Annotated in this window: 29 protein-coding genes and 2 pseudogenes; 10 read left to right on the top strand and 21 right to left on the bottom strand. The window is 70.2% G+C overall.

Annotated elements, in window-relative coordinates; all coding sequences use genetic code 11:
• Positions 1 to 517 precede the first annotated feature (517 nt).
• Positions 518 to 793 (top strand): annotated as a pseudogene (locus AB0I15_RS47505) (recombinase family protein); the annotation flags it as partial.
• A 129-nt stretch (positions 794 to 922) separates the two neighbouring features.
• On the opposite strand, the gene AB0I15_RS47510 reads toward AB0I15_RS47505, so the two are convergent.
• The gene (locus AB0I15_RS47510) at positions 923 to 1,852 is read right to left on the bottom strand and encodes an NADP-dependent oxidoreductase (RefSeq protein ID WP_358112566.1); all 930 of its coding nucleotides are present in this window, start codon (positions 1,850 to 1,852) and stop codon (positions 923 to 925) included.
• A gap of 139 nt (positions 1,853 to 1,991) precedes the next feature.
• Between AB0I15_RS47510 and AB0I15_RS47515 the strand changes: the two genes are divergently transcribed.
• A complete protein-coding gene (locus AB0I15_RS47515) occupies positions 1,992 to 3,086 on the top strand; it encodes a helix-turn-helix domain-containing protein (protein ID WP_358112268.1) in 1,095 nt (364 codons plus the stop codon).
• A 278-nt stretch (positions 3,087 to 3,364) separates the two neighbouring features.
• Here the strand turns inward: AB0I15_RS47515 and AB0I15_RS47520 are convergent, their stop codons facing one another.
• The 4 genes from AB0I15_RS47520 to soxR form a co-directional block, all read right to left on the bottom strand.
• A complete protein-coding gene (locus tag AB0I15_RS47520) occupies positions 3,365 to 3,664 on the bottom strand; it encodes a hypothetical protein (RefSeq protein ID WP_358112271.1) in 300 nt (99 codons plus the stop codon).
• A gap of 50 nt (positions 3,665 to 3,714) precedes the next feature.
• The gene (locus tag AB0I15_RS47525) at positions 3,715 to 4,359 is read right to left on the bottom strand and encodes a hypothetical protein (RefSeq protein WP_358112274.1); all 645 of its coding nucleotides are present in this window, start codon (positions 4,357 to 4,359) and stop codon (positions 3,715 to 3,717) included.
• Between the two features lie 233 nt (positions 4,360 to 4,592).
• Positions 4,593 to 4,844 (bottom strand): hypothetical protein, encoded by a 252-nt coding sequence (locus AB0I15_RS47530; RefSeq protein ID WP_358112277.1) that lies wholly within the window; start codon positions 4,842 to 4,844, stop codon positions 4,593 to 4,595.
• Between the two features lie 350 nt (positions 4,845 to 5,194).
• Complete coding sequence (gene soxR / locus AB0I15_RS47535; RefSeq protein WP_358112280.1) at positions 5,195 to 5,683, bottom strand: redox-sensitive transcriptional activator SoxR; 489 nt, start codon at positions 5,681 to 5,683, stop codon at positions 5,195 to 5,197.
• 54 nt (positions 5,684 to 5,737) lie between these two features.
• Here soxR and AB0I15_RS47540 point away from each other — a divergent pair, with 54 nt between their 5' ends.
• Complete coding sequence (locus AB0I15_RS47540; RefSeq protein WP_358112283.1) at positions 5,738 to 7,327, top strand: MFS transporter; 1,590 nt, start codon at positions 5,738 to 5,740, stop codon at positions 7,325 to 7,327.
• Between the two features lie 6 nt (positions 7,328 to 7,333).
• Here the strand turns inward: AB0I15_RS47540 and AB0I15_RS47545 are convergent, their stop codons facing one another.
• The 4 genes and pseudogenes from AB0I15_RS47545 to AB0I15_RS47560 form a co-directional block, all read right to left on the bottom strand.
• Complete coding sequence (locus AB0I15_RS47545; protein ID WP_358112286.1) at positions 7,334 to 7,726, bottom strand: hypothetical protein; 393 nt, start codon at positions 7,724 to 7,726, stop codon at positions 7,334 to 7,336.
• A gap of 245 nt (positions 7,727 to 7,971) precedes the next feature.
• Positions 7,972 to 8,304: a type II toxin-antitoxin system PemK/MazF family toxin gene (locus AB0I15_RS47550; RefSeq protein ID WP_358112289.1), complete on the bottom strand. Its 333-nt coding sequence runs from the start codon at positions 8,302 to 8,304 to the stop codon at positions 7,972 to 7,974.
• A gap of 103 nt (positions 8,305 to 8,407) precedes the next feature.
• Positions 8,408 to 9,255: pseudogene (locus tag AB0I15_RS47555) on the bottom strand (SDR family NAD(P)-dependent oxidoreductase).
• Between the two features lie 90 nt (positions 9,256 to 9,345).
• Positions 9,346 to 9,672, bottom strand: a complete 327-nt coding sequence (locus tag AB0I15_RS47560; protein ID WP_358112292.1) for a hypothetical protein — start codon at positions 9,670 to 9,672, stop codon at positions 9,346 to 9,348.
• 619 nt (positions 9,673 to 10,291) lie between these two features.
• On the opposite strand from AB0I15_RS47560, the gene AB0I15_RS47565 reads away from it, so the two are divergent.
• The gene (locus AB0I15_RS47565; RefSeq protein ID WP_358112295.1) at positions 10,292 to 12,388 is read left to right on the top strand and encodes a hypothetical protein; all 2,097 of its coding nucleotides are present in this window, start codon (positions 10,292 to 10,294) and stop codon (positions 12,386 to 12,388) included.
• A gap of 11 nt (positions 12,389 to 12,399) precedes the next feature.
• Here AB0I15_RS47565 and AB0I15_RS47570 read toward each other — a convergent pair whose 3' ends face one another.
• From AB0I15_RS47570 to AB0I15_RS47580, 3 genes are read right to left on the bottom strand one after another with little or no spacing between them, the layout of a single operon-like run.
• Positions 12,400 to 13,014, bottom strand: coding sequence for a hypothetical protein (locus AB0I15_RS47570; RefSeq protein WP_358112298.1), 615 nt, complete (start codon positions 13,012 to 13,014; stop codon positions 12,400 to 12,402).
• Positions 13,011 to 13,322: a hypothetical protein gene (locus tag AB0I15_RS47575; RefSeq protein WP_358112301.1), complete on the bottom strand. Its 312-nt coding sequence runs from the start codon at positions 13,320 to 13,322 to the stop codon at positions 13,011 to 13,013. Before AB0I15_RS47575 ends, AB0I15_RS47570 begins: the two co-directional genes overlap by 4 nt.
• Positions 13,323 to 13,330: 8 nt before the next feature.
• Positions 13,331 to 14,602, bottom strand: a complete 1,272-nt coding sequence (locus AB0I15_RS47580) for a CHAT domain-containing protein (RefSeq protein WP_358112304.1) — start codon at positions 14,600 to 14,602, stop codon at positions 13,331 to 13,333.
• Positions 14,603 to 14,658: 56 nt separating this feature from the next.
• Between AB0I15_RS47580 and AB0I15_RS47585 the strand changes: the two genes are divergently transcribed.
• Positions 14,659 to 14,880 carry a hypothetical protein gene (locus AB0I15_RS47585; protein WP_358112306.1) on the top strand — a complete coding sequence of 74 codons (222 nt, stop codon included), beginning with the start codon at positions 14,659 to 14,661 and terminating at the stop codon, positions 14,878 to 14,880.
• A 358-nt stretch (positions 14,881 to 15,238) separates the two neighbouring features.
• On the opposite strand, the gene AB0I15_RS47590 is transcribed toward AB0I15_RS47585, so the two are convergent.
• From AB0I15_RS47590 to AB0I15_RS47610, 5 genes are all read right to left on the bottom strand, one after another.
• Complete coding sequence (locus tag AB0I15_RS47590) at positions 15,239 to 15,643, bottom strand: RICIN domain-containing protein (RefSeq protein WP_358112309.1); 405 nt, start codon at positions 15,641 to 15,643, stop codon at positions 15,239 to 15,241.
• A gap of 146 nt (positions 15,644 to 15,789) precedes the next feature.
• On the bottom strand, positions 15,790 to 15,969 hold the full coding sequence (locus tag AB0I15_RS47595; protein ID WP_358112312.1) for a hypothetical protein: 180 nt from the start codon (positions 15,967 to 15,969) through the stop codon (positions 15,790 to 15,792).
• A 272-nt stretch (positions 15,970 to 16,241) separates the two neighbouring features.
• Positions 16,242 to 16,859: a dihydrofolate reductase family protein gene (locus tag AB0I15_RS47600; protein ID WP_358112315.1), complete on the bottom strand. Its 618-nt coding sequence runs from the start codon at positions 16,857 to 16,859 to the stop codon at positions 16,242 to 16,244.
• 75 nt (positions 16,860 to 16,934) lie between these two features.
• Positions 16,935 to 17,444 carry an SET domain-containing protein gene (locus AB0I15_RS47605; protein WP_358112318.1) on the bottom strand — a complete coding sequence of 170 codons (510 nt, stop codon included), beginning with the start codon at positions 17,442 to 17,444 and terminating at the stop codon, positions 16,935 to 16,937.
• A gap of 32 nt (positions 17,445 to 17,476) precedes the next feature.
• Positions 17,477 to 18,193 carry a TetR/AcrR family transcriptional regulator gene (locus tag AB0I15_RS47610; RefSeq protein ID WP_358112321.1) on the bottom strand — a complete coding sequence of 239 codons (717 nt, stop codon included), beginning with the start codon at positions 18,191 to 18,193 and terminating at the stop codon, positions 17,477 to 17,479.
• Between the two features lie 85 nt (positions 18,194 to 18,278).
• Here AB0I15_RS47610 and AB0I15_RS47615 point away from each other — a divergent pair, with 85 nt between their 5' ends.
• Positions 18,279 to 18,983, top strand: coding sequence for an NAD(P)H-binding protein (locus AB0I15_RS47615; protein ID WP_358112323.1), 705 nt, complete (start codon positions 18,279 to 18,281; stop codon positions 18,981 to 18,983).
• Positions 18,980 to 19,675 carry a DUF4386 domain-containing protein gene (locus AB0I15_RS47620; protein WP_358112326.1) on the top strand — a complete coding sequence of 232 codons (696 nt, stop codon included), beginning with the start codon at positions 18,980 to 18,982 and terminating at the stop codon, positions 19,673 to 19,675. The genes AB0I15_RS47615 and AB0I15_RS47620 overlap by 4 nt, the downstream gene beginning before the upstream one ends.
• A gap of 8 nt (positions 19,676 to 19,683) precedes the next feature.
• On the opposite strand, the gene AB0I15_RS47625 is transcribed toward AB0I15_RS47620, so the two are convergent.
• The 3 genes from AB0I15_RS47625 to AB0I15_RS47635 all read right to left on the bottom strand — a co-directional run bounded on the left by AB0I15_RS47625 (position 19,684) and on the right by AB0I15_RS47635 (position 23,343).
• Positions 19,684 to 20,340, bottom strand: a complete 657-nt coding sequence (locus AB0I15_RS47625; protein WP_358112329.1) for a maleylpyruvate isomerase N-terminal domain-containing protein — start codon at positions 20,338 to 20,340, stop codon at positions 19,684 to 19,686.
• A gap of 77 nt (positions 20,341 to 20,417) precedes the next feature.
• Positions 20,418 to 22,811 (bottom strand): excinuclease ABC subunit UvrA, encoded by a 2,394-nt coding sequence (locus tag AB0I15_RS47630; protein ID WP_358112332.1) that lies wholly within the window; start codon positions 22,809 to 22,811, stop codon positions 20,418 to 20,420.
• A 133-nt stretch (positions 22,812 to 22,944) separates the two neighbouring features.
• Positions 22,945 to 23,343 carry a hypothetical protein gene (locus AB0I15_RS47635; protein ID WP_358112335.1) on the bottom strand — a complete coding sequence of 133 codons (399 nt, stop codon included), beginning with the start codon at positions 23,341 to 23,343 and terminating at the stop codon, positions 22,945 to 22,947.
• A gap of 7 nt (positions 23,344 to 23,350) precedes the next feature.
• Between AB0I15_RS47635 and AB0I15_RS47640 the strand changes: the two genes are divergently transcribed.
• The 3 genes from AB0I15_RS47640 to AB0I15_RS47650 all read left to right on the top strand — a co-directional run bounded on the left by AB0I15_RS47640 (position 23,351) and on the right by AB0I15_RS47650 (position 25,241).
• Positions 23,351 to 23,596, top strand: a complete 246-nt coding sequence (locus AB0I15_RS47640; protein WP_358112338.1) for a MarR family transcriptional regulator — start codon at positions 23,351 to 23,353, stop codon at positions 23,594 to 23,596.
• A gap of 64 nt (positions 23,597 to 23,660) precedes the next feature.
• Positions 23,661 to 24,167 (top strand): GNAT family protein, encoded by a 507-nt coding sequence (locus AB0I15_RS47645; RefSeq protein ID WP_358112341.1) that lies wholly within the window; start codon positions 23,661 to 23,663, stop codon positions 24,165 to 24,167.
• A 105-nt stretch (positions 24,168 to 24,272) separates the two neighbouring features.
• On the top strand, positions 24,273 to 25,241 hold the full coding sequence (locus AB0I15_RS47650) for an MBL fold metallo-hydrolase (protein ID WP_358112344.1): 969 nt from the start codon (positions 24,273 to 24,275) through the stop codon (positions 25,239 to 25,241).
• Between the two features lie 12 nt (positions 25,242 to 25,253).
• Here the strand turns inward: AB0I15_RS47650 and AB0I15_RS47655 are convergent, their stop codons facing one another.
• Positions 25,254 to 26,132 carry a LysR substrate-binding domain-containing protein gene (locus AB0I15_RS47655; protein ID WP_358112347.1) on the bottom strand — a complete coding sequence of 293 codons (879 nt, stop codon included), beginning with the start codon at positions 26,130 to 26,132 and terminating at the stop codon, positions 25,254 to 25,256.
• Positions 26,133 to 26,169 lie beyond the last annotated feature (37 nt).

The raw sequence follows: 26,169 nt of genomic DNA on the forward strand, positions 1-26,169 counted from the left end.
TCCGCCGCTACATCGCCTGGCGAAACCGCAACACCGATAACCCTCGCCTACGCCGCATCGTGAAGAGGGCAAACGTGGCCTGACGCGGCACTAGGGCGTGAAGTCTGGTCCATCACCCGTCCGCAGATCACCGACGAACTTCCGGCCTGGTCCAAGTCCCTGAAGCCGGGCGGCTGCGTCTGAGCCTGCATCCGCCGGACGACAGGCGGGCCGCGTCGGCGGCCCGCCTGCCTGATCCAGCAGCCGGGCGGGCGGCGCCGCCCCCAGCACCACCCCGAGTCGAACGCCTCGTGCGAGATCAGCGACGGGATCGGCAACCACGGCCTTGTGTTCGCTGGCGCAAAGGCACCGCTCGGGCATCTCCAGGCCGACGGCCGCATGATCGTGGTGATGTTCCGAAAGGGGATCCCCTACCGGAACACCAGCCGCCCGGGAGAGCGCCCCAGGTCGAGGTGCTCCGTATAGGTGTTCCGCGTTCTGTTCCGGTGATGGGGGGTTATCCGGAACATTTGAGGGCGTGAACGGAACCCGGGTCGGCTACGCCCGCTGCTCCACCGATGAACAAGACGTCATCGTCCAGACCGAGCAACTGCTGGCCCTCGGCGTGCCCGAGGACCGAATCTACATCGACCGCGGGTTCTCGGGCACCACCCGCCGCAACCGCGCCGGCCTCGACCAGGCCCTCGCCGCCGTGTGGGACGGCAGCGTCTTCACCGTGACCAAGTTCGACCGGTTCGCCCGCAACATGGCTGAGGCCAACCAGATCCTCACCGACTTGTCCGGCCGCGGGAGGAGAGTCCGGTTCGAGCTTCCTGCCGTCTTGGGGCGTCGGGAGCCTTCTCCTCTCTTGAGGCGTGGGCGCGGACCGTCGGAACACGCTCGGCACGGGACACGTCCACCGCCAGCGCCGGAGCCATCCGCCTCAGCGCACGGTGATGACCAGCTTGCCCGTGGTGCGGCCCGTCTCCCCCAGAACGTGGGCCCGGGCGCCTTCGGCGAGGGGGAAGGTGGCGGAGACGTGGGCGCGGAGCCTGCCCCGGTCGACGAGGTCGGCGATGGCACGCATCCCGGCCTGGTCGTGCTCAACGATCAGGGTGACGGCGCGGACCTGTGCCTTCTCGGCCGCGGCTCGGGTGTCCTCGGCGCCCGGCACCAGGGAGATGAGGACGCCGCCAGGGCGGAGCACGCCCACGGAACGGGTGGCGGTCTCCCCGCCGAGGGCGTCGAGGACGACGTCGTAGCGCTCCTCGGTGTCGGTGAAGTCCTCGGAGCGGTGGTCGATGCAGGCATCCGCGCCGAGCTCGCGCAGGAAAGCATGCTTGGCGGCGCTCGCCGTCCCGGTGACATGAGCCCGGCGTTCCTTGGCGATCTGTACGGCGAGGTGACCGACGCCGCCGGCCGCAGCGTGGATCAGCACCCGCTGCCCGGCCCGCAGGCCCGCGGTCTCGACGAGGGCCTGCCAGGCGGTGAGCGCGGCCAGCGGCAGAGCGGCCGCCTGGATGTGGTCGATCCCGGTGGGCTTGGGGACGAAGGCGCGGGTGGGACCGGTCACGTACTCGGCGTGGGAGCCGGCCCCATAGGAGTAGGGCAGCATGCCGAACACCTCGTCACCGGGCTGGAAGAGGGTGACGCCCAGGCCGGTCTCCGCCACGGTGCCGGAGACGTCCCAACCGAGGATCAGCGGCGGGGGCGGCAGGAAAATACTCAGGGCGCGGTGCTTGAAGTCCGTGGGGTTGAGCCCGGCCGCGTGCACGGCGACGAGGATCTCCCCGGGGCCGGGCGCGGGCCGCGGAAGCTCGGTCAACCGCAGAACCTCAGGGCCGCCGAGGGCCGTCTGGTGCAGGGCGAGCATCACAGGGGAGCTGTGCGGGGCAGCGGGGCCCGGGGAGCTGAGATTGTCAGGGGTGTCCGTCGGAGTCATGCCCCGATCCTGGCCCTACGGTCTAGCCCGGGGCGATGGCAAGAAGGTCAGCCTCCGATACATTCTTGCCATGCCCATCGACCCTGCCGCCCACCGCGTTCCCCGCGCCCTCCCCGCGTCCGCCCGGGCCCGTGACCTCGCTGATCGCGCGGCCGAACTGGACCCGGCCCCGCGGCACGGCGCGCACAAGGTCGTCGTCCTTGCCCTCGACGGCGTCTACCCCTTCGAACTCGGCATCCCGCACCGGGTCCTGGGATCCGCCGATGGCCGCTACGAGGTGCTGTCCGCGAGCGTGGACGGGCAACCCGTACGTACCGACGCGGACCTGACCGTCACCCCCGGGCACGGTCCCGAGGTGCTGGCCGAGGCGGACACCGTGATCATCCCTCCGTACGGGATCTCGCCGGCCTCGGCCGCCGCCCCGGACCCGCAGGCCCTGGCCGCCCTGTCCCAGGTCCGCCCCGGCACCCGCCTGGTGTCCATCTGCACCGGCGCTTTCCTGCTGGCCGCCGCCGGTCTCCTGGACGGACGCCGAGCCACCACCCACTGGGAGCTCACCGACATCTTCCAGGAACTGTTCCCCCGGGTCGAGCTGGATGCCGGCGTGCTCTTCGTCGACCACGGTGACGTACTGACCTCCGCGGGGGCGGCGAGCGGTGTCGACATCTGCCTGCACCTGGTGCGCCAGGACCACGGCAGCGAGGTCGCCAACCAGGTCGCCCGCCGCTGTGTCGTGCCGTCGTACCGGGACGGCGGGCAGGCGCAGTACATCGAGCGGCCGCTGCCGCCGGCGAGCGAAACCGGCACAGGACCGACCCGCGACTGGGCGCTGCAGCGGCTGGAACTGCCGCTGTCGCTGGAGGAGTTGGCCGCGCACGCGGCGATGAGCACCCGCACCTTCGCCCGACGCTTCCGGCAAGAGACCGGTCTGAGCCCCGGCCGCTGGCTGACCCAGCAGCGGCTGAGGCGGGCGCGGCACCTGTTGGAGTCCAGCGACCTGCCGGTGGAACGGGTCGCCCACGAGGTCGGCTTCGCCACCGCCACCTCGCTGCGGCGGCACCTGGCAGCGGAGACGGGGGTCGCCCCATCGGCGTACCGGCGCACCTTCCGCGTCTCGGATCCGGCCGCGGGCGACGTCAGGGAAGCATCAGGACCTGGGCGCTGAGAGGTCGTTCTCACGCAAGAGCGGGCCTGCCCTGCTGCTGACTTGCATTGTGCGAGATGCGGCACTGTGACGGACTCAGGACCCCTCGCTGAGCGACTCGGAGACATCGAGCGCCACCCTGCCTCCGCTGCGGCGTCCAGCCGGGATCGCCGCCGTTCGCGCGGCGGTGCGATTGCCGCCACATACCACACCGTCCGGCTCACGAGGGCGCCCGGCTCGCAAAGTTGCTGCGGGTGCTGGTCCCGGCGCTCCGCAGGCCCGGACCAGCTCAGGACGGTTTAGCGGCTCATCGCAGAGTTCTTGACGGTCACCCCGAGCTGGTTGATGCGGTCCTGGGCATCAGGGCCCTGAATGCCGATGGTGAGGTAGCACAGGAACGGGCCGGGGATGGTGAGCGGGCCGTCGGAGGGTCCGGCTTCGAGCGCCTCGCGGGTCTTGGCGCGGTCGGCGGTGCGCATGGGGCGGCGGCCGCGCCGGTTGGGCCAGCCGTTCGGACGATGCGGGACGGTGTAGAGCGGCGTGACCGATTCGGCAGGAGGTTCGTGCGGCTCGGCGGGATTGTGTTCGTCGTTGTCCATGGTCGGCTTACGTAGGGGGAACAGCGGGTCGCGGCGGCGGTCCTTGCCGATCAGCGGTCGACGGTGAGGTGGCGCAGCGCGTGCTGCTTGTCCTCCTTGGTGGGCTGGCTGTAGACGCGCAGCGTGTCCAGGCGGGTGTGGCCAGTCATCTCGGCGACGATGACGAGGTCCTCGCCGCCGCGGATCAGCTGGGTGACGATGGCGCGCAGCCAGCGGATCTGGGCCGGGGCGTTCATCGCCTTGGGGGCGGTCTTGGGGATGTCCTCGCGGCCGACGTCGGCCTTGCCCAGGCCGCGCCGGAGGTGGAAGTCGTCCAGGGCGGCCAGGGCGTTGTTGACGTAGCGCGCCGAGCGTCTAGGGTCGGCCTCGCGCAGCAGGTAGTGGCGGTAGTCGCGCACCGCCCAGTCGCGGGCACGGCGGTCGGTGAGCGGATCTTGCATGGCGGCGGGCCGCTCGGCGAGCCAGGCCAGGTACATCCGCACGCGCGAAGTGTAGGTGCGGCGGGTGTCGGCGGCCAGCGGCACCTGCTCCAGCGCGGCGCTGTACTCGGCGAGCAACTGCTCATAGTCGGTGGGCAGCGGGGTGGGGCGGGCGCCGTGCCGCTTCGGCCGTGCCTCGCCTGCGGCTGGCTGCGTGTTCTCGGAAGTTGTTCCGGGGGGTTGTGATCCGGGCGGGAACGCCTTCTCGGAAGTCACCACCGGAGTGTAGTTCCGAGAAGGCGTTAGTCTCACAAGTTCGCGCGAACAGACCCATCGCTGTTCGCGGCGGTGTGCCGGAGCCGGTCGGGGATGGTCTGAACTGACTTGGGTGAGGTCTCTGCCATGCGCGTCGGCCGGGTCGATCCAGCGGCAGGCGGGGGTGTGCTCGCCGGACCGGCCGATGGCGCGGTGGGGCCTCGTGCCCGCGGATTAAGCGCGGAGGGCGTCGATCAGGGCGTCGACGGCAGCGAGTGCGGCAGAGGTGTCGAGCCCGGCGCGGGAGACCAGGGAAGGCCCTGGACGGTGAACAGCAGTAGCTGCGCCTGGGCCTCGGGGGTGGCGGCCTGGGTGACCTCGCCGCCGGCCTGCGCGCGCCGCAGGGCGTCGGCGACGATCTGGGTGAAGCGGGCGTGCGAGCGGGCCACGATCTCGCGGGCCTCGGCATCGTACGGGACCAGTTCGGCGGTGATGTTGCCGATCATGCACCACCCCGACGCCGTCGAGCAGGCCCGCGCTGAGTACGCCGTCCTGCGTCAAGGCCTCTGATCTCGCTCACTCTCGGGGTCAGCCCTTAACACGATAGATAGAGCGGATCGTCCTCCTGCCTCAACGCGGAAGGCACGTCACTGCAGGTCAAGAGCAGGTTCGTTGCTTTCTGCTCGATCGCTACTGAGACCCCCCTACGGCCGATTCCGGCTAGATATGGAAACCCGGCTCGACCTCGCCGCGACCTGAGCGGACGCCGGCGGTCGGGTCTTGCGATGGGAGAACAGACTGGCCACAGGACTTGCAGTCTGTCTGCATCCGGCCGGAGCATTTGACGACTGCGCGGTCAGAGAGATGGAAAGCGGCTTTCATCTGCCAGTCGACGGCTCAAAAGGCGACGCGGGCCGGTACCCTCATCTCCGAGACGATCGTCGGGGTTGCGCAGCACGCACCGATCGATGGAAAGGCATCCACAGCCGACGCAGTCGGACAGCCTGTCGCGCAGGCGGGTGAGCTGCTCGATGCGGGTGTCGAGTTCGGCTCGCCAGGAGGCGGATAGGCGGGCCCAGTCCTCCCTGTTCGGGGTGCGCTCCTCCGGAAGGCCTGCCAGCGCCTCGCCTACCATACGCAGCGGAATGCCGACTCGCTGCGCCACCCGGATGAAGGCCACCCTGCGCAGGGTGTCGCGGGAGTACCGTCGTTGGTTTCCCGCAGTCCTGCGGCTGCGGATCAGGCCCTTCTCTTCGTAAAAGTGCAAGGCGGTCACCGCGACACCGGCACGGGCCGCCAGCTGCCCGACAGTGAGCTCCTTGGCGTCAAAAGGGGGTTTCGTCACGCCTCTCAGGCTAGAGCTTGACCTCGTCTATAGTCGAGGTTTCATGCTTGACGAGTGACGAGATCTCCTGCGGATACCGCCCCGCCCACCACCGGCCGCGCCGGGCGTCGGGAATGGATCGGACTTGCCGTTCTGTCCCTCCCCTCCCTCCTTGCCTCCCTCGAACTGACCGTGACTCACCTGGCACTGCCCGCCATCGGCAGAGCGCTGGCAGCCGACAGCGCTGAGCTGCTGTGGATCGTGGATGTTTATGCCTTTCTGCTCGCCGGATCGCTGATCACCATGGGTACGCTGGGCGATCGGATCGGCCGCCGGCGGCTGCTGCTGATCGGCGCGGCCACGTACGGCCTCGCATCCGTGCTCGCGGCATACGCTCCCAGCGCGGGCGCGCTCATCGCGATCCGCGCACTACTCGGGATCTCTGGCGCTACGTTGATGCCGTCCGTGCTCTCTCTGACCGTGGCCATGTTCCGGGATCCGCGGCAACGCACCGTCGCCGTCGGGATCGTCATCGCCAGCGTGTCCGGAGGCACCGCGATCGGCCCTCTCGTGGGCGGGTGGTTGCTGGAGCGCTTCTGGTGGGGCTCGGTGTTCCTGCTCGGCGTGCCGGTGATGGCGCTGCTCCTGGCGCTGGGGCCGGTCCTGCTGCCTGAGCGACGCGACGAGGGGGCAGGGCGGTTGGACCCGATCAGCGCCGCACTGTCGCTGGCTGCGGTGTTGCCTGCGGTCTACGGTCTCAAACAGATCGCCGCCGACGGTCCCGGCCGGTTGCCCGTGCTCTCCGTCGTAGCCGGGCTGTTGTTCACCGTCGTCTTCCTGCGCAGGCAGCGCGCGTTGCGCCACCCGCTGATCGACCTGCGATTGTTTGTGAATCGGGAGTTCAGCACCGCCGTGGCCACGTTGGCGCTCGGCATCTTCGTGCTGTGGGGTTTCAACTACGCCTTCGCGCAATATTTGCAGTTGGTGCGCGGGCTCTCGCCGCTGGAGGCCGGTCTGTGGACGGCGCCTTCAGCCATCGGGGTAATCGCCGGATCGACGCTGGCTTCCAGAATCGTGCGCTGGACAGCCCCGGGACCGGTCATCGCGACCGGACTGGCCCTCGCTGCCGTCGGCTTCGTCGTGGTCGCCCAGGCGGGCATGAGCACCGGGACAAGTGCGCTAGCTCTCCTGGTCACCGGGGCCATCGTCGTGTCCGCTGGACTCGGTCCGATGATGGCGCTGGCCACCGACATGATCGTCAGCACCGCACCGCCCGAGCAGGCCGGTGCCGCCTCGGCGATCTCCTCGACCGCGCCTCAACTCGGCGGTGCACTCGGCATCGCGCTTCTTGGCAGCGCCATCACCGCGGTGTACAAGAGCGAAATGAGCCGCGCTGTCGTGGCGGGCCTCCCCTCAGAGGCCGTGTCCGCCGCGAGGGAGAGCCTGGGCGGCGCTGTGACGGCGAGTCACATTCTTCCCGATCGGCCCAGGGTCATGCTGCTCAGCACAGCCCGTGAAGCGTTCACCGCAGGGTTTCAGCTGAGCGCTGTGGCGAGCGCCGCGACCGTGGCGTGCATGGCCGTCACGGTCGCGGTCATGCTAAGGCGTGGCCGAGCTCGGCGGCGCGCTAAGGAAGCTGTCACCAAGTACACGCGAGCGTGTTAAGCCAGGTCAGTGAGTACGGCGGCGGGGCGCGAGGATCTCGGTGGCCTTGGCGATGGCTTCGGCGCCGGGTTTGACGTGGCGCATGGCGGTGCGGGGGTTCTTGTGGCGGATCTTGCCCATGATGGGCTGCAGCGGGACTTCGGCGTCGCCGAGGTGGGTGGCGGCGTTGTGGCGTAGCTGGTGCAGGTCGGGCCCGGTGTAGGTGTCGAGCAGGACGCGGGCGCGGTCGTAGCCGAGGCGGGCGTGGCCGGTGTGCGGGCAGATGTCGGCGGCGGGTGGTCGGCGGGCGGGGACGGGGCGGCGTTCGGACAGGAACACCGGGCCGTGGGTACGCGTGCTGCCATCGGGAAGCCGAAGGAGGCGGGGTAGCAGGTAGGCGGTGCCGGTCTCCCAGTACACCCATTCGGTGGCGCCGCCCTTGGACCGGACGGGGGCGCGCCGGTGCTCCAGGTCGAGGTCCTCGACGGTGGGTGTTCGGGTTGGCCGTGCGCGCCGTGGCGAGGAAGGCGTCGGTGGCCGCGGCGAGCGTGACGAAGGTGTCCCAGTCCTGCCCGATCAGCACGATGCGCCCGTCGGGGGCGAGCATGCGCGGTGCCTCGCCGACCACGCGAGTGGGTCGTCCAGGACGTGGTTCACTTCTCCGCCTACCTGGGTCCACCGAGACGGAGGGCATCCTCGATCTCGCTGAGTTTCGCGGAGGACAGGACGCCCGCTTGCTCGATCAGGTCGTCCCGGGACACCGTGGTCAGCCACGTACAAGGAGTCCTGCCTGGACGAGGGAGCGCTATTCGCAGCACGCCTTCAAAGGGCAGCCCTGCCCCGGCTCCTACCGCCACTTCGACGCCCAGACCGCTGAGGTCGACGCCCGCCGGAGCGACGACCTGCATCGCCCGGAACCCGGACGCATCGTCTCCCGACAGCAGGACGACCGGCCGCCGCTCGTCGAACTCGACCCACCAGACTTCGCCACGTTGCATATGTCCTCCTGACACTGGGTGGCAGACCCGGACGGCGGTCAGGGCATGCCTCTTGGGTGATATCGCCTCGCGTCGGCGATGCGGTGCCGTGTTCGGCCGGTTCCTACGAGTTCAGGGAGGGTGTGTTGGCCATGGCAGCCATTCGGTCGTCGCTGGTCGTGTGTTGCTCGGCATCGCCTCCGAGTTCGATGCCGCCGGCCAGCCAGCCGCCGTCGATGGTGAACACGCTGCCCGTGATGAACGACGCGCTTTCACCGGCCAGGAACGCTACCAGGTTGGTGACCTCCTCGCTGCGCCCCGGTCGGCCCAGCGGAAATCGGCTGGCGACGTCGAGCTCTTCGCCCATTGTCCGGGTGAGATCGTTGCTGGCGATGTATCCCGGGCAGATGGCGTTGACCCGGATACCGACCGGCCCCAGTTCCAGGGCAGCCGACTTGACCAGTCCGAGCACACCGTGCTTCGACGCCGCGTACGCCGCTGACATCCGGGCACCGGTGAGCCCGGCAGCCGACGAGGTGACCACGACCGAGCCACTCGCGTCGCGCATCGCCCGGCCCGCCGCCTGCAAACCGAGCAGCACACCACGCAGGTTCACCGCCATGATGCGGTCCCACTCTTCCAGCGAGTGATCCAGCACACCGGCCCAGTGCCCCGTCGCGGCGTTGAGGTGTGCGATGTGCACGGCACCGTAACGGCGACCGTCTCGCGCACCATCGCATCGTTGTCCTCAGGCGATGCCACGTCCACCCGCATCCCGAACGCCTGGCCACCAGCAGCCACGATCTCCCCGGCCGTGCGCTCGACATTCTCGAGCGTACGGCCAGCGCAGCACACCCGCGCTCCCAGAGCCGCCAGCCTCACCGCGGTCGCCGCGCCGATACCGGACCCCGCTCCGGTCACGACCGCAACCTTCCCGGCCAACGAACCCATTCCTTGCTCCGTCCTGATCATCAATTGCTTCCTGTCCTCATCCGAGATCGAGTCCTCTGCTCGAACACGACGTCAGCGACGTCGGAGATTTCCCGCACGGGCGATGGAACCTCAAGGATCACCAGCCACGTAGGCGCGGGTGGGTGAACGGGCAGCCCCGCTCGACCGGCAACTCCAGGCCGCGAGATCGCCGCAACGCTCGTCGTCATCAATGAGCTCCCGGGTAGATCTGGCGCAGTTGTGCCGGTCGTTCAAGGTCGGCGTTCTGGATGCCGCGCCGCCGTCTGTCAGCTTGTCGGCAGCCGTCGGTCCTCGCCCTTCGTCGCGCGAGCCAAGAAAGATCGTCCAGCCCTGTACGCCGAGCCGCCGGGCCGTTTCAAGGCCGCGCCCTTGGTTACCTCCGGTGATCAACACCGAGGTCCGTTCCGAGTTCGTCATGCGCTCTAAGACGAAATATCCCGATCGGCTGTGACATGGTGTGAGCCGCCACGGGTCCAGCCGAGATATCGGCAAACCGGCCATGAGGGGAACGACGGAGAACAACGGCGGCCTGGCCGGCGAGTGGACGACCTACGCCGCCGACGACCACGAACAGGAACCCCCCCCATGAGACTCGACCAGCACAAAGTCGTCGTCACCGCAGCCGGACGCGACTTCGGACGCGCCCTGGCCATCAGCCTCGCCGACCGCGGCGCAGAGGTCTTCCTCTCCGCACGATCTCTCGCCGCGGCCGAACAAACCCGCGATGAGATCCGCGCCCGAGGCCACGAACGAGTCCATCCGACCCGCTCCCACTGCCGGGCACGGGCCTGTCCCAGCAGCTCTCGGGCGCGGGCGGCGTCCCCGTCAGGTCCAGCCTTCGGTCAGGGCGAAGCTGCACGGTCCCGTACGGGGTCATGTTGGTGTGGAAGAGCGGGGTCAGGCCCCGCCGGTCGACGTCGGTCAGCACGTCGGCCCAGCGGGCTCGGTAACGGTGTCTTGAATCATGAGGGTGTTGATGTAGGCGAGACTGTTCGCCCACCGGCCCGAGGAATGAATCTCCTGGCACTCTGAGGACATGTCTCTCGAAGAGGACGCTGTCCGGGCGGTCGAGCGAGCATCGGACATCCTGCACGGGATGCCTGACCCGGCGGAAATCGACCAGGCCGTGGCCCTGCTGCGGGAAGCACGTTCGGTCCTTCCCGACGGGCATCCCGAGCGGGCGAAGTGTCTGGGCAACCTCGCGGCGGCCCTGCAGCTGCGCTACAGCCGGACGGGTGACGTAGACGATTTGGACGAGGCCGTTGACACGGGCCGGCTGGTCGTGGCCAAGAAACCCGATCCCCTGGATGTGTCCAACCTGTGTAACGCGTTGCGGCTGCGCTACGCCCGGCTGGGCGATCCGGAGGATCTCGACGCGGCGGTGGACGCCGGGCGGCGGGCGGGGAGCATCGTCGAGCCCGACGACCCCGTGCTCGGGGGCTGCCTGAGCAATCTGAGCGGCGCCCTTCTGGCCAGGTACGGAAGATTTCATGATCCCGCCGATCTGGAGGAGGCCGCCGAGATCGGACGACGGGCGGTGGAGGTCACCGAGCCCGGCGATCCGGAACTCGCCCAGCGCCTGTCGGACCTGGGCGGAGTGTCGCAGCAGCGCTACCTCCTGACGCTGAAGACTCCCTATCTGGAGGAGGCGGTGAACGCCGGGCGCCGGGCGCTGGACCTGATCCAGCCGGGGCATCCCGCGCTCGGCATGTACCTGTCGAACCTCGCCGGCAGCCTGCAGTTGCGGTTCGCCCATGACGGCGACAGGGCGGACCTGGACGAGGCGCTGGATCACGCGAGGCGGGCGGTGGCCGTCACCGGGGCGGACCACCCCGACCTCGGCCTTTATCTGACCGGTCTCTGCGGGCTGGCGCAGTTCCTGTTCTGGCACACCGGTGCGGCGGTGGACCTGGACGAGGCAGTGGAGACAGGACGACGGTCCGTGCTCGTCACCGCCCACGACCATCCCGATCGGGCAAGACGGTTGTCCAATCTGGCCGGAGCCCTGCACTTCCGGTTCCGCGCCTCAGGGATGCTGAGCGACCTCGACGAGGCGCTGACCGCCGTACGGTCGGCGGTCGCGCTCACGCCCGCCGACGATCCCGAGCTGGCCAGGCGGGTGAGCCTCCTCGGTACGCTGCTGCTCGCCCGTTTCATCCTGGCCGGGTCGCTGGAAGATCTGAACGGGGCCGTCGAGGCAGGCAGGCGGGCGGCGGTTTCGCCGCTGCTGAACGACCTCACCAGGGCCGGTTACCTGTCCACGCTCACCCAGGCGCTGGTGATCCGGTTCCACAACACCGGGCAGGTGGCGGACCTGGACGAGGCCGCGGAGCACGGTGCCCGCGCGGTGGCAGCGGTCTCCGTCAGTGACCCCGCCAGGTCCTGGTATCTGTCCAACCTGAGCAACATCCTGCGGGCGCGGCACGCGGCCACGGGGGCGCCGGACGACCTCGACGAGGCGTTGCGGCTGGCCAGGGAGGCCGCCTCCGGTGACGACACCTACCGCGGCGCGTACCTCGTCATCCTGTGCCAGGCACTGCAGTTACGGTACGACAGGACCGGGCTGGCCGCCGATCTGGACGAGGCCGTAGCGGCGGGGCGAGAGGCGCTGTCCCTGACCGCTCAAGGTGTCCCCGACCGGGCCACCTACCTGTACCAGGTCGCCACTCTTCTGCTCGATCGGCAGGGGCCCGGCGACCTGGGGGAGGCGGCGGAGATGTGCCGCGAGGCCGCCGGGATGGCGGCGGCACCGCCGTCCGCGCGAGTGCAGGCGGCGCAGGGGTGGGGCATCGCGGTGGCGCTCGCGGGAGCCTGGGCGACGGCGGCGGAAGGATTCGCCACAGCGGTGGAGCTGCTGCCCCGCGCCGTATGGCGCGGCCTGCAGCGGATGGACGGCGAGCATCACCTGAGGCAGTTCGCGGGCCTCGGCAATGACGCGGCCGCGGCCGCGCTTCTCGCCGGCCGGGTGGAGCAGGCGGGAGAGCTGCTGGAACAGGCGAGAGGCGTGTTGTGGGCACAGCGCCTGGACACCTGGACGGACCTGGCCGCGCTCAGCGAGGCCGCACCTGAGATCGCCGCCAGGCTGGAGGCGATCCGCGCCGAGCTGGACGCCCCCGCTCCCGCAGGAGGGTGAGGCGGCCAGGATCAGCCGGTCGGGCACGTCTCTACCGCGCGGATTCCGGTCGCCGTGGCCAGTTCGACGCCCGTCTCTCCGCCGGCGGTCTTCAGCGTCAGCGTGCCTCGCGCCATGCGTACGATCGAGCCGCACACATCCCCGTCGGGTGTCGTCACCTGGAGCCTCGGCGCGTCCTTCGCGGGGCCGTACCAGGTCACTCCCACCGCGGCGACGAGCAGCGCCGTGCACAGGAGAGTCAGCACGATGCCCCGGTCGAGGGCACGCCGCGCCCGCATGGCCTCGTCGTGATCGTCCCCGGCCTTCAGCTTCCGCCGCTCGACGGCGGCGGGCCGGCCGTGCGCCGCCCAGAGCAGCATGAACGCGCCGACCGCGCCGGCCAGGAGCGCCGCCAGCAGCAGGCCGCCGACCACGACGTCCCATGGCGGGGCCAGCCTGCTCACGTCGGACCTGCCCTTGATCAGGCTGAAGCCGAGCAGACCGGCGAGCAGTCCCGCCAGGCCGTTACGCCAGGCGGTCGCGGCGGCCCGGACCCGCGGCAACTCGTCGCGGAGCAGGCGCTGGACGGCCTGTGCGGTCCGATGGCCGGAGACGGTGGGCTTGCCGCCCGGCGACAGGCGGATCATGACTCGGAGATCTTCAGGTTCCAGTACGCCCCGCAGCCCACGTTGCCGTCCGGCCGGTCGGGGTGATCGGCGCCGCACGTGCACAACATCGTCTCTTCTGTGGTCTCCGGCTCACCGCCGGAGCGGTCGAGGTGAACGCGCCGGCGTACGACCTGTTCGGTGATCCTGTAGTCCATCACGTGACGGCAGCGCGGGCAGGCTCCGCGCAGGAGGATCGTGTGCGGGTCGGGCTGCTCCACCTGGAAGGTCCTGGCGACCTCCTCGGCGAAGGCCGGCCGGGTGACCTCTTCGTACGGGGTCTCGGTCAACGGTCCTCCTATGGCCCGGTGTGGGTGAAGGGTGTCCAGACGCTCGGTGTGCCGAGGTAGCGGTCGCGCAGGGCACGGGTCGCCCTGTGCAGGGCGTACGCACTGCGCTCTGCCCGCATCCTGCCGTCCGCCGCCAGGTCTTGATAGACCGTCTGGAACAGGTCGCTGGTTCCGGTGGTGTCGTAGACGGACCACAGTGTGCCGATGACGTGGCGGAAGCCGGTGTAGTGCAGCGCGGCGGCGAGCGTGATCGCCTCGTCCAGGAGATCGACCCCGCCCGTCGCGGTCTTGCAGGCCGACAGGCCGGCGAACTCGGCGTGGTACTGCCCGGTGCTGATGTCCGTGATGGTCAGCATGTCGTCGTGGAGCACGAGCCCGCCCTGGGAGGGATCGGCGAGGTTCTGGTCGCCGTGACAGCTGAAGTGCACCCAGCGGTGGCCGGGCAGCTCGCGCCTGACCCTCGCCCTGGTGGCCTCCTCTCCCTGCAGCAGGGTGGCGGGGAACAGCCTCGTCAGCAGGTCGACCTCATCCGCGACACCCGCCAGGTGGCGCTCGCCAGGTGTGTCGGCCAGCGCGACGATCAAGAAGCGGTCGTCTCCGGCGGCGGGACCGAGTGGCTCGCGAGCCTTCAGCAGGGCGCGCAGAGTCGGCGTGTACGAGGACACGACCCTGTCCATGACCGTCGCCCTCTGCTCGTGGCGGCCTGCGGCGTGCAGCGGCAGCAGGGTCAGCGGCCCGGTCGGGCACCACCACAGCCGGGGCCACGGCCCATCGGGAGGGCCGTGGAAGCCCAGCTCGGACAGCACGGGCTCGGCGATCGTGTCCCAGAGCCACGCCAGCAACTCGGTGAGCATCGTCTCGGTGGTGGCTCGCGCCTCGTCGAGTGCGCGTTGCGCCCGGTAGGCGGTCTGCCTGTCGGCCATCGTGCCGGTGGCCCTGACCCGGCGCCTGGCCATCTCGTACGTGTCGGCCGTCGTCTCGGCCTCGGCCAGCGCCCCCAGATAGCGGTTGGCCTGATCCGCCGCATCCTGCACGGTCAGACCGGTCAACGGCCGCACCGTGACGCCCTCCGGCCGGACGAGGAGCGCGTCACACCGCCACTCGCTGACATTGACGATCACGACCGGTCCGCCGCCCGCGGCGGGAAGCATTCTCTCCATGCTGGGCGGCCTGAGGAAGTCCACGAAGCCATCCAGCTCGCGCACCCGCTCGACGAGAGCGTCCCACTCCCGCGCGAGCGCCATCCTCTGGTCCACCAGCTGCGAAACGTCTTCCGGCATGCCCTCGCGCATTGTTCGGCGAACCTCTATTCCGCAGGAACAACGGTCATCGACAGATGATAGGCATCCGGGTCCACTTCGACGAGCCTGCCGGCCGCCGGGCCTGCCGCTACTGCGGCGGCGCCCTGCCACCGGGCAAGCGCGCCGACGCGCTGGACTGCAGCCCCGATCACCGCACCCGCTACCACCGCGAGCGCGTCGCGGCCGAGGCCGCCGACGCCCGCCGCGACAAGAGCGAGGCCGACATCCGCGCCGAGCTGGCCGAGCGCCGCCCGTGAGGCGCAGGAGGCCGCCGAGCGGGAGCAGCGCCGCGTCCGGCAGGAGGCCGATCGCGCTGTCGGCAACTTGCTGTGGAGATCAGCCAACGTGCCCCACGTGAAAGAAGAGATCATCACGCTCTGACCAGTGGGAAGAGACTATTAACCCTAGATAACCATCGCGCGGTCGGCGGTGAAGCGGATCTGTTGCTTGTGCAGCAGCGACAGGCTCCCAGACCTGTTCCTCAGGTGGAAAGCCTTTGGACCCCTCCACGGGCACCCGCCGTCATGCGTTGGAGACCCGCCCCGTAGCTCACGCACCCATCCCCGCCGCACCAACCAGGACCCGACGCGATGAGACAGGACCAAACGCCCCCCTTTAGGCATCTTCCAAGATCCAGACTTGGTTGTCGCCCTTGCGTTCCCACAACAGAACTTTTGTGTCGTCGTCACAAGAAGCATTTTCTACGTCGATGTGCAAATCGACGTCGCGGGCGATTTGCAAACGGTGCCCTCCTTCGTCGTCGGAGATATGCCACAAGTAGGGGTCCGACGCACCGCGAAGTGCGGCTCCCACGCCGTCGTGCTCGGGAGCAAGGTAGAGGCCAGCCGCGACGTTTTGAAGGTGCCACCGGTGGCCGGGGCCCTCCCGATCAAGCCGCCACTTCTGATTATCGCCGCCGTTGCCACCCCACGCTCTGACCCGTCCGTTAGCGGTGTTGAGATCCAGGCACGTGTCGGTGTTCTGGTTCTTCAGCGTGTAGATCCTCCCTGCTTGAACCACGTAGATGTCCTTTCCGAACCACAGGTCGGGGCGAGGCGGCCGAGCAGAGTCGGCCGCGATCTCACCATGCCAGAGGCATGTTGATCATGCAATGCCGCGAGGTTAAGGATCATGTTGGTCGGTTTCCTGTTGCGAGAACCGGTTGATCAGGCGGCCGAGGCCGCGAAGATCGACCAGACGGGGTCGGCGGAAGCGGGGGAGGGCGTGGGGCCCTGGGCGGTCGCGGGTGCGTTCAGCAGCGAGAGCGGGAGCGCCAGGGCCGCGATCAGGGCGGCGCGGCGGCGGGTTCGGGTGGACGAGCCGGACAATAATCGGCGCGTGTTCATCGCTATCTTTCGAACTCAAGTATCAAAGCGAGGCGATCGTCGCACAGGGCGACGATGAAGTAAAGATCGTTTCCGGTATCGGGAACAGGATGCTCCGTGATCGGTGCAAGCCTCCGGCCGGTCAGCCCATCTCCGCCAGCTTCCGGCCCTTGGTCTCTTTCTGGGCTGGGAAGGGGTTCGTGGCCGGGGGCGGGTGGGGCCGGCCCTTGGCGGGGATGGCGGAGGTGTCGCCCACGGGTGCACCTGACGCGCCGCCTCTCCTGGGCGGGGCGTCAGCCTGCTGCGCTGATCCGGTCGTAGAGCAGGCAGATCGCGCCGGACTCGGTGGCCGACACGTCGGTGAGCGACCAGGACGTGGCGGGCAGGGCGTCGTGAAAGAGCCGGGCGCCGCCGCCGACCAGCTCGGGGCAGAGCGTGATGCTGAGCCGGTCCAGCTCACCCGCGGCCAGCAGGGCCTGGATGACGCTGCTGCTGGCCAGCACGATGATGTCGCCGCCGGGCTGCGGGCGCAGCCTCTTGACCAGCTCGGCGGGTTCGGCGTCGGCGATGCGGGAGTTCAGCCACGGCGCCTCGGTCAGGGTCGAGGAGAAGACGATCTTCTCGGTCGCGTCGAGCCACCGGGCGAAGGCCCGGTCGCGGGGATCGGCGTTGTCGTCTTCGGCGACCGCCGGCCAGAAGGAGCCGAACCCCTCGTAGTTCTTGCGGCCGAGCAGGGCCGTGGTGGCGGTGCTCGTCACCCGTACCATGTGCTCGCGGGCGCCCTCGCTGAGCGCGTGGGGGACGATCCAGCTCATGTCCACCTCGCCGCCCTGGCCGCGGACCCGGCCGTCGAGCGAGAGCGCGATGTTGGCGACGACCCTGCGGCCCTCGACGTTGCCGTGCTGCGTCATGTCCGCTTCTCCTTCGGTGTTCGTGGCGACCTGGGCGTCACCACCTGCGGCGATCCTGTCGTCTCCGCACATGCTTTACGGGAGGTCCACGGCTTCGATGCGTTCGCGCAGCGAGGGGCTCCAGTGGGCGCCGTAGGCGGCCTGGAGGCGGGGCAGGCGCCAGTCGCCGCCGGTCACGACGCTGCGGCAGGCGGCGGCGGCGCAACGGCAGGTCATCGACCAGGATTCGACGCCGGTGTGCGTGGCGTAGTCGATGGTCAGCTCCTCGCCGGGGCCGATGTCGCGGCGGGCGACCACCGTGGTCGCGTCGAGGTGCCAGAGGTTGGGGTCGCAGGAGTGGTTGCCGGAGCTCACCGGGTGAGCGAGATCGAGGAGCAGGTGGGTGCCCTCCGCGACGGTGAGGCTGCTGTAGGGCGGGGTGAGATCGGCCAGGGCCTCGTCGGTGATGACGCGTCCGCCGAGGCGCATCACGGGCTCGCCTTGGCGGATCTGCTCACGGGCGAACAGGCCGGCGCCGTGGATGGGGGAGGGCTGCCGGCGGGCGCTCGGGGTGAGCCAGCTTTCCGTTGCGTACGTCCTGTTCATGCGTGAAGTGTCCTTTACGTGGTGTGTGCGGGTCACCGCCAGCCGTCGCGCTGCCGCTGCAGCCCGTCGAGGATCAGGTCGAGTCCGATGCCGAACTCCTCGGTGTAGGCGTACGCGGATTTCAGGGCGCGATCGACGATCATCTCGGTGAGGTGCGGGAACTCCTCGCGGGGCAGCCCGGTCAGGATCGAGCCCGCCACGTCCTCGAAGCCGTCGGAGGAGGTGAAGGGCAGGCTGAGCTCCTGGAGCGTGAACCCGTAGATGTAGCTGTCCAGCACCGAGAACGCGTGGGCCGCGCCGGCGATCGAGAAGCCGCCCGACCGCAGGCAGCCGATGGCCGCGTCGTGGTGGCGCAGAGTCGCGTGGCCGGGGTTCGTCCGTGAGTCCATCAGGCTGATCGCCCAGGGATGGCGGGCCAGTGCGGCGCGCATCGAGACGGCCCGCCGTCGCATCGCGGTCCGCCAGCCGACGTCGCCGGACGGGAGCTCGATCTCGCCGAAGACGAGGTCGAGCATGCCGTCGAGGATCACGTCCTTGCCGCGGAAGTGGTGGTAGAGCGACGCAGCCTCGACGCCGAGCCGCTCGGCGAGCCGGCGCATGCTCGGCACGCCGGTGCCGGCCTCGTCCGCCAGCTCGACCGCCGTGCGGAGCGCCGTCTCCCGGCTGAGCGCGGCGCGGCGGGGCGCGGTGCCGGTCGGCTCCATGGCCACGAGGTCCTCCACCTGGGTCGCTGGGACGAGGCTTGACAACCTTACACCGTTAGGGGAACCTAACAGCGTTAGTCTCCACCTAACACCGTTAGGTGGAGAGGGTCGGCGAACAGAGGAGAGGGTCGTGGAAGAGACGGGGAAGCGGATGTGCGTCGTCGGCGCGTCCGGGAAGCTCGGGCAGTACATGGTGCGGCACGCGCTCGACCGCGGATACGAGGTCGTGGGCGTCTGCCGGGAGCAGAGCGTGCACAAGCTCGCCCAGTTCGAGGGGCGGATCACGGTGGTCCCCGGGGCGACCGACGACCGCGCGGTCATCGCGCGGGCGGTGCACGACTGCGACGCCGTGCTCACGGTGCTGGTGCCGTGGGGGGTGAACCACTACGCCTCCGGCACGGCCCAGGCCGTGCTCGACCATGCCCGTCCGGGCTCCCGCCTGGTGTTCTCCTGCGGCTGGCACATCACCCGCGACGGGAAGGACGTCTACAGCCGGACGTTCAAGGCGTACGCGGCCGTGTTCGGCCGGCTGGCGAAGCTGGCCCGCGTCGTGGACGTGAACGACCAGGTGGAGGCGTGCCGGAGGATCTTCGCCAGCGACACCCGCTGGACGGTCGTGCGCGGCAGCGACCTGGAGGAGGGCGACAGCCAGGGCCTGCCGGTGTGGAGCCGGCACGTGGGCGACCCCGTCCTCGCGAGCAACCTGACCCGTCGCGTGGACTACGCCCGCTTCATGGTCGAGGCGGTGGCCGACGACGCCCTCGTCCATGAGGCCCCGGCCATCGTCGGCCGGCTGACCCCGTCGGCCCTCGCCCACGCCGGCGATCCCGCGTGAGCGCCCCGCCCGCCCCGAAGACGCTCGCGAGGATCGCGGGCTGCCTCTACCTGACGGTCGCCGTGCTCACCATCTTCGCCGGGCTGGTGAACACGCGCATCGTCGAGCCAGGAGACATCGCCGCCTCGGCCACCCTGTTCCGCGTCGGCCTGGTCAGCGAACTGGTCGGCGCCACCGCCTTCCTGTCGACGGGCATGGCCCTGTACCTGCTGCTCAAGCACGTCAACCGGCCGGTCGCCGCGGCGATGGTCACCTTCGTCGCGGTCGGCGTCGCGATGCAGAGCCTGAGCCTGCTCAACCAGCAGGCGGCGGTGACGATCGCCACCGGGCCGGGCCACACCGCCGCCTTCGGCCCCGCCGGCGCCGACCAGCTCACCCTGCTGTTCGCCGGTCTGCAACACGACGGATACCTCATCGCCCAGACGTACTTCGGGCTGTGGCTGCTGCCGCTGGGCTACCTGGTCGGCAAGTCGGGCTACTTCCCCAAGGCGCTGGGCATCCTGCTGGTGATCGGCTGCTTCGGTCACCTCGTGGACGTGTTCGCGCGTCTGCTCGCCCCCGGCTTCGGCGCGGCCATCTCACCGTTCGCGATGACGCCCGCGGCGGTCGCGGAGATCTCGTTCATCGTGTGGCTGCTGGTCAAGGCCGTGCGGGTGCCGGTCCGGCAGGGCGGGAACCGCGTCCTGCCGTGACGCCTCGCTCAGCCGAGGACGAGCGGGACTCTCGCGGCCAGCTCGCCCAGCGCGGCCCTCTCCGCGTCGGTCGGGACGCGCCGTCCGGTGCCGACCAGCAGCGCGTCCTTGTCGGAGAACGACGTGGGGAACGCGGTCCCGGCGATCTTCTCCAGCATCTCGCGGGACCGGGCGAGCCCCTCCGCGGGCGGTTCCGCCGCGTCCGGGAGGCAGGCGATCAGGTCGAGGTGGTGCAGCGTCCACTCCAGGACGTACGCGGAGAGGTAGTCGCCCACGGTGAGGACCTCGTCGCGGGTGCCGACCCGCAGGCCCGGATCGGCGAGCCCGGCGGCGCGGCCAGCGGCGGAGCCGACGTCGTCCAGGTGGAACCGGAGCAGCCAGGGCTCCCCGTACGCGGCGGCCAGCCGGACGGTCAGCGCGTCGAGCGGGTCGTCGCCGGTCGGCGGCGTCTCGGCGACCTCCCAGTAGGTCACCGCGTCGCGGGTCGGCTCCGTCGCGGCGGGGGTCGCCAGGGTGATCAGGACGTCCTGGGCGTCGATGACCAGATGGCACACCAGGTCCCGCACGAGCCAGCCGGCGCAGCCGGACGGCCGTGCGAAGTCCTCGTCCCGGAGTTCGGCGACCGCCGTGCGCAACGCCGTCCAAGAGCGTGAGAAGAGATCCACATCGGCACGGTAGTGCGATGCGGCGAGGGCGGACAACCGCTGCCGGGGGCGCGGCCCCCGGCAGCGGTGAGCCTCGGTCAGGCGCCGACGTAGGCCGCGAGGTGCTCGCCCGTGATGGTGGAGCGGGCGGCGACGAGATCGGCGGGGGTGCCCTCGAAGACGATCTTGCCGCCGTCGTGACCGGCGCCGGGGCCGAGGTCGATGATCCAGTCGGCGTGCGCCATGACCGCCTGGTGATGCTCGATGACGATGACCGACTTGCCGGACTCGACGAGCCGGTCGAGCAGGCCGAGCAACTGCTCCACGTCGGCGAGGTGCAGGCCGGTGGTCGGCTCGTCGAGGACGTAGACGCCGCCCTTCTCGGCCATGTGGGTGGCCAGCTTGAGCCGCTGCCGCTCGCCGCCGGACAGCGTGGTGAGCGGCTGGCCGAGGCTGAGGTAGCCGAGCCCGACGTCGGCGAGCCGGACGAGGATGGCGTGCGCGGCCGGGATGCGCGCCTCACCGGCGGCGAAGAACTCCACGGCCTCGTTCACCGACATCGCGAGCACCTCGCTGATGTCACGGCCGCCGAGGTGGTAGTCCAGCACCGACGCGTCGAACCGCTTGCCCTCGCACTCCTCGCAGGGGGTGGCGACGGTCGTCATGATCGCCAGGTCGGTGTAGATGACGCCGTTGCCGTTGCAGTTGGGGCAGGCGCCCTCGGAGTTGGCGCTGAACAGCGCCGGCTTCACGCCGTTGGCCTTCGCGAACGCCTTGCGGATCGGCTCGAGCAGCCCGGTGTAGGTGGCCGGGTTGCTGCGCCGCGACCCGCGGATCGCGGCCTGGTCGATCGACACCACACCGGCACGGGCCGGCATCGACCCGTGCACGAGCGAACTCTTGCCGGAGCCGGCGACGCCGGTGATGACGACGAGCACCCCGAGCGGGATGTCGACGTCGACGTTCTGCAGGTTGTGGGTGGTGGCGCCGCGGATCTCCAGCGCGCCGGAGGGGGCGCGCACCGTCTTCTTGAGGGCGGCCCGGTCGTCGAGGTGGCGGCCGGTGATGGTGCCGCTGGCCCGCAGCCCGTCGAGGGTGCCCTCGTAGCAGACGGTGCCGCCCGAGCTGCCGGCGCCGGGGCCCAGGTCGACGACGTGGTCGGCGATCGCGATCGTCTCCGGCTTGTGCTCCACGACGAGCACCGTGTTGCCCTTGTCGCGCAGCCGCAGCAGCAGGTCGTTCATCCGCTGGATGTCATGGGGGTGCAGGCCGATGGTGGGCTCGTCGAAGACGTAGGTGGTGTCGGTGAGCGAGGAGCCGAGGTGGCGGATCATCTTGACGCGCTGCGCCTCGCCGCCCGACAGCGTGCCCGACGGCCGCTCGAGCGACAGGTAGCCCAGCCCGATCTCCACGAACGACTCCAGCGTGCGCGCCAGCGTCGTCAGCAGCGGCGCCACCGACGGCTCGTCGAGGCCGCGGACCCAGACGGCCAGGTCGCTGATCTGCATCGCGCACGCCTCGGCGATGTTGATCCCGTCGATCCGCGACGACCGGGCCCCCTCGCTGAGCCGGGTGCCGCCGCACTCGGGGCAGGCGGTGAAGGTGACCGCCCGGTCCACGAACGCCCGGATGTGCGGCTGCATCGCCTCCCGGTCCTTGGAGAGGAACGACTTCTGGATCTTCGGGATCAGCCCCTCGTAGGTGAGGTTGACGCCCTCGACCTTCACCTTGGTCGGCTCCCGGTAGAGGAAGTCCTTCATCTCCTGCTCGGTGAACTCGCGGATCGGCTTGTTCGGGTCGAGGAAGCCGGACTCGGCGTAGGTCCGCACCGTCCACCAGCTGTCGGACTTCCAGCCGGGGATGGTGAACGCGCCCTCGGCGATCGACATGGAGTCGTCGTAGAGCTGGGTGAGGTCGATGTCGGAGACCGCGCCCCGGCCCTCGCAGCGGGTGCACATGCCGCCGGTGCGGGTGAAGGTCTGCTTGACGGCCTTGGTGGCGCCACCGCGTTCGACGGTGATCGCGCCGCTCGCGCGCACCGAGGGCACGTTGAAGGAGAACGCGTTGGGCGAGCCGATGTGCGGCTGCCCGAGCCGGCTGAACAGGATGCGGAGCATCGCGTTGGCGTCGGTGGCGGTGCCGACCGTGGAGCGGGGGTCGGAGCCCATCCGCTGCTGGTCGACGAGGATCGCGGTCGTCAGCCCGTCGAGCACGTCGACCTCGGGCCGCGCCAGCGTCGGCATGAAGCCCTGCACGAAGGTGCTGTAGGTCTCGTTGATCAGCCGCTGCGACTCCGCGGCGATCGTGCCGAACACCAGGGAACTCTTGCCCGAGCCGGAGACACCGGTGAACACCGTCAGCCGGCGCTTCGGGATCTCGACGCTGACGTCCTTGAGGTTGTTCACGCGCGCGCCGTGCACGCGGATCATGTCGTGGCTGTCGGCGACGTGCGGCGCAGGCGACTGCGTGTCCGTCCTCGTGGCCATGCTCATTGTGTCTCCATCTGTTGTGCGGGGCTGCCTTCGTGCTCTCTTCGTCGGCGTCGCCTGCTCGATCTAACCAGCTTCGACGAGTGTGCCCGGACTTCACCCGATTCGGCTCATGGTGACGTCCATGGTGGTCAGGCTAGGTGCGGCCCCGGGTCGGCGCTTCTTCATTCCTGCTCAGGTGTCGCTCCGGGCTCACGCGTGCGCCGGTTCCGCGCCGGGCCAGCAGCAGGACGACGGCGACGGCGCCGAGCGCCACGGTGACCAGTCCTGAGCCGGCGAGCGTGGGCCCGGCGATGGTGGCGGTGAAGTCGAGCGAGCTGACCAGGGTGTTCGCGGCCGGCCGCTGCTCGCCGGGCAGCAGCTCGGCCAGCAGGGTGTACTTGCCCGCGCTGCCCCACGCGTGCAGCAGGTAGGAGACTGCGAAGCCGAGGATCAGCCGGCGGCGGACCTGCGGGGCAGCAGGAAGCTGGCCGCGATGGTGAGTGCCAGCAGGACGAGGCTGCCCCAGATCGTGACGCCGAAGGCTGGGGGCCATCACGCAGATGATCGACCGCCTCCAGAAGGCCGGATACGTCCGGCGCCGCCCCCATCCGGACGATCGCCGCAGCGTCGTGGTCGAGGCCGTGCCCGACGCGCTCGCCAGGATCGCCGCCCTCTACACCGGATTCGACGTACGGAGCCGCCGGCTGATGGACGGGTTCACCGCGGAACAGCTCGCGGCCGTCCACGCCTTCCTCGTCGCCAGCCACGAGAACGCCGTCCAGGAGTCCGACCTGCTGACGAAGTGAGCATCCCTTGCCCACCGGAGGCCGCATGCGGTCGGCCCGGCGCGGCCCTGCTAGAAATGTCCGAATGATCGAGTTACGCGCGTTCGAGCGAACCGACGCCCCCACCGTCGCCTCCTGGATCGACGATCTGGACGCCCTCGTCACCTGGTCCGGCAGGTCCGGCTTCGCCTGGCCCTTCGACGGCGCCCAGTTGCTCGCCTTCCGCGACGCCCACCCCGCCCACCGCCTCCTCATCGCGACCGACACCGGCGGCCGGGCGACGGGCCACTTCATGCTGCGGCCCGAGGAACCGGGATCGGTACGCCTCGGCATGGTCCTGGTGTCACCCGCCGCCCGCGGCAAGGGGTACGGGCTGGCGATGCTCAAGGCCGCGCTCGGCACCGCGTTCGCCGATCCGGGCGTACGGCGGGTCGGCCTGGCCGTCTACGCGCACAACCGCGGGGCCGCGCGGCTCTACGAACGCCTCGGGTTCCGCGAGGAGGAGGTGGACGCGAAGTCCATCCAGGTGGGCGAGGACTGGTGGACCTCGATCACCATGGGCCTGTCCCGCGAGGTGTGGAACGGCGCCTGACCTGCCTCGATATCGACTCCTCTATGGACACGCGAGCAATACCAATATTGGACGCCACATGATCGGCTCTGGTCTGCTGGGCGGGTGAAAGCAGGCACCCATCGCATGTCCTTCGAGCAGTCCGCCCCGTCGCGCCGTACCCTGCTGGCCGGCGCGGCCCTCCTGCCCCTGACGGCGGGCCCGGCCGAGGCGTCGGCCACCGCGCCCAAGCCGGCGCGGCACTACTACGACCGCGCGGCCAGGCTGGCCGGCGACGACCCGGTCCTGCGCTCCCTGGTCAAGGCGCTCACCCCGGGCAGGCCGATCCCGCAGGTCAAGGCGCCCAAGCCGCTGCGGATCTTCGACAACGTGGCGGTGGTGAGCACCGGCTTCGTCTCGGCCACCGCGCTGCTCACGTCCGGGGGCGTCATTCTCCTCGACGCGCTGGGCTCACCCGCCGACGCCCAGAAGGTCATCGTCCCCGAGCTGCGCTCCGTGGGCGTGGACCCGTCGAAGATCAAGTACGTGGTGGCCCTGCACGGCCACGCCGACCATTTCGGCGGCGCCCAGTACCTCGCCGACCAGTACGGCGCCCGCGTCATGATGACCCGGGCCGACTGGGCCCTGGCCGCCACCGAGGCCAACGCCCCCACCCGCGACCTGGAGATCGCCGACGGCGGGCGGCTCACCCTCGGCGACACCACGATCGAATTCCACCACACCCCCGGGCACACGCCGGGCACGGTCTCGCCGATCTTCCCGGTGCGCTGGAAGGGCAGGCGGCACACCGCGATGTTGTGGGGCGGGACCAATCCGCCCACCGCGACCGCGGAGAAGCGCACCTACCTCGCCTCCATCCGCGCCTTCGCCTCCCGGATGCGGCGGGCGGGCGTGGACGTCGAGCTGAACAACCACGGGCTCGCCGACAACGGGCTGGCCCGCATGGAGGAGTTGCGCGGCGGGTCCGCCGGGAACCCGTTCGTCATCGGCCGTGCCAGGACGCAGCGCTTCATGGAGGTCATGGAGACCATGCTGCGCGGCCGGATCGCCTCCGACCTGGAAGGAAAGAGCGGCTCGGCCGGCGCCTGCTGCTGATCGGCCTCCCCCTTACGCCGGGAAGGCCCGCCGCGCGTACCTGAGCAGTTCCCGCACCGCGGGGCCGTGCGCGGTCCTCCAGACCAGCGCGAGCAGAGCGGGCGTGTCGACGTCGCGGATGGGCAGGGCGGTGAGCCGGTCGCCGTAGTGGGCGGCCATCGAGTCGCTGAGCACGGCCACCGCCATCCCGCGCCCGGCCAGGTCGGCGATGGCGTCGGCGGCGCTGGCCTGCATCGCGATCACCGGCCGCAGCTCCTGCGCGGCACACGCCCGGTCGAACACGGTACGCAGCCCCGTGCCCGGCGGCATGCACACGATCGGGTACGCCACCAGCTCCCGCAGCAGCACGCCGTCCCGCCCCGCCAGCTCGTGCCCGGCCGGAACGGCCGCGACGATCCGCTCCCTGATGATCGTGTACGCCTCCAGCCCCTCCGGCGCCGCGCTCGCGGTGCCGACGAGGGCCAGGTCGAGGCTGCCCGCGCGGACGCCTTCGACGAGGCGGTCGGAGTTGTCCTCCAGCAGCGCGATCTCCACGCCGGGATGCGCGCGGTGGAACGTGGCGAGCGCGTCGAACAACGGCGTCAGCGTGCACCCGATGACCATCCCGACCGCGAGCCGCCCCCGGATGAGGTCGGCCACCTCGCCCACCGCCTGCCCCACGGCCTCGGCGGCGGCCAGCGCGGCGCGGGCGTGCTCGAGCGCCGCCCGGCCCGCGGCCGTCAGGGTCGCGCCGCGCCCCGAGCGGTCGAACAGCTCGGCCCCGAGTTCGCGCTCGAGCCCGCGGATCTGGGCGCTGACGCCGGACTGGCTGATGTGCACCCGCTCGGCGGCCCGGGTGAAGTTCCGCTCCTCGGCGACCGCGACGAAGTACTCGAGCTGCCTCAGTTCCATAACTGGGAATTCTAGCTCTCATCAGATCCATCTGTTG

The organism is Nonomuraea sp. NPDC050643 (genome assembly GCF_040654715.1).
Taxonomy (GTDB): domain Bacteria; phylum Actinomycetota; class Actinomycetes; order Streptosporangiales; family Streptosporangiaceae; genus Nonomuraea.

Coding starts and splice junctions, on each gene's coding strand:
- AB0I15_RS47510 (WP_358112566.1), bottom strand. CDS start 1,852: ATGCTCGCCCTGCACCAGACGGCCCTCGGCGGCCCTGAGGTTCTGCGG.
- AB0I15_RS47515 (WP_358112268.1), top strand. CDS start 1,992: ATGCCCATCGACCCTGCCGCCCACCGCGTTCCCCGCGCCCTCCCCGCG.
- AB0I15_RS47520 (WP_358112271.1), bottom strand. CDS start 3,664: ATGGACAACGACGAACACAATCCCGCCGAGCCGCACGAACCTCCTGCC.
- AB0I15_RS47530 (WP_358112277.1), bottom strand. CDS start 4,844: ATGATCGGCAACATCACCGCCGAACTGGTCCCGTACGATGCCGAGGCC.
- AB0I15_RS47550 (WP_358112289.1), bottom strand. CDS start 8,304: ATGCAACGTGGCGAAGTCTGGTGGGTCGAGTTCGACGAGCGGCGGCCG.
- AB0I15_RS47560 (WP_358112292.1), bottom strand. CDS start 9,672: ATGACGAACTCGGAACGGACCTCGGTGTTGATCACCGGAGGTAACCAA.
- AB0I15_RS47565 (WP_358112295.1), top strand. CDS start 10,292: ATGTCTCTCGAAGAGGACGCTGTCCGGGCGGTCGAGCGAGCATCGGAC.
- AB0I15_RS47570 (WP_358112298.1), bottom strand. CDS start 13,014: ATGATCCGCCTGTCGCCGGGCGGCAAGCCCACCGTCTCCGGCCATCGG.
- AB0I15_RS47580 (WP_358112304.1), bottom strand. CDS start 14,602: ATGCCGGAAGACGTTTCGCAGCTGGTGGACCAGAGGATGGCGCTCGCG.
- AB0I15_RS47585 (WP_358112306.1), top strand. CDS start 14,659: ATGATAGGCATCCGGGTCCACTTCGACGAGCCTGCCGGCCGCCGGGCC.
- AB0I15_RS47595 (WP_358112312.1), bottom strand. CDS start 15,969: ATGAACACGCGCCGATTATTGTCCGGCTCGTCCACCCGAACCCGCCGC.
- AB0I15_RS47600 (WP_358112315.1), bottom strand. CDS start 16,859: ATGACGCAGCACGGCAACGTCGAGGGCCGCAGGGTCGTCGCCAACATC.
- AB0I15_RS47605 (WP_358112318.1), bottom strand. CDS start 17,444: ATGAACAGGACGTACGCAACGGAAAGCTGGCTCACCCCGAGCGCCCGC.
- AB0I15_RS47630 (WP_358112332.1), bottom strand. CDS start 22,811: ATGAGCATGGCCACGAGGACGGACACGCAGTCGCCTGCGCCGCACGTC.
- AB0I15_RS47635 (WP_358112335.1), bottom strand. CDS start 23,343: ATGGCCCCCAGCCTTCGGCGTCACGATCTGGGGCAGCCTCGTCCTGCT.
- AB0I15_RS47640 (WP_358112338.1), top strand. CDS start 23,351: ATGATCGACCGCCTCCAGAAGGCCGGATACGTCCGGCGCCGCCCCCAT.
- AB0I15_RS47645 (WP_358112341.1), top strand. CDS start 23,661: ATGATCGAGTTACGCGCGTTCGAGCGAACCGACGCCCCCACCGTCGCC.
- AB0I15_RS47650 (WP_358112344.1), top strand. CDS start 24,273: ATGTCCTTCGAGCAGTCCGCCCCGTCGCGCCGTACCCTGCTGGCCGGC.
- AB0I15_RS47655 (WP_358112347.1), bottom strand. CDS start 26,132: ATGGAACTGAGGCAGCTCGAGTACTTCGTCGCGGTCGCCGAGGAGCGG.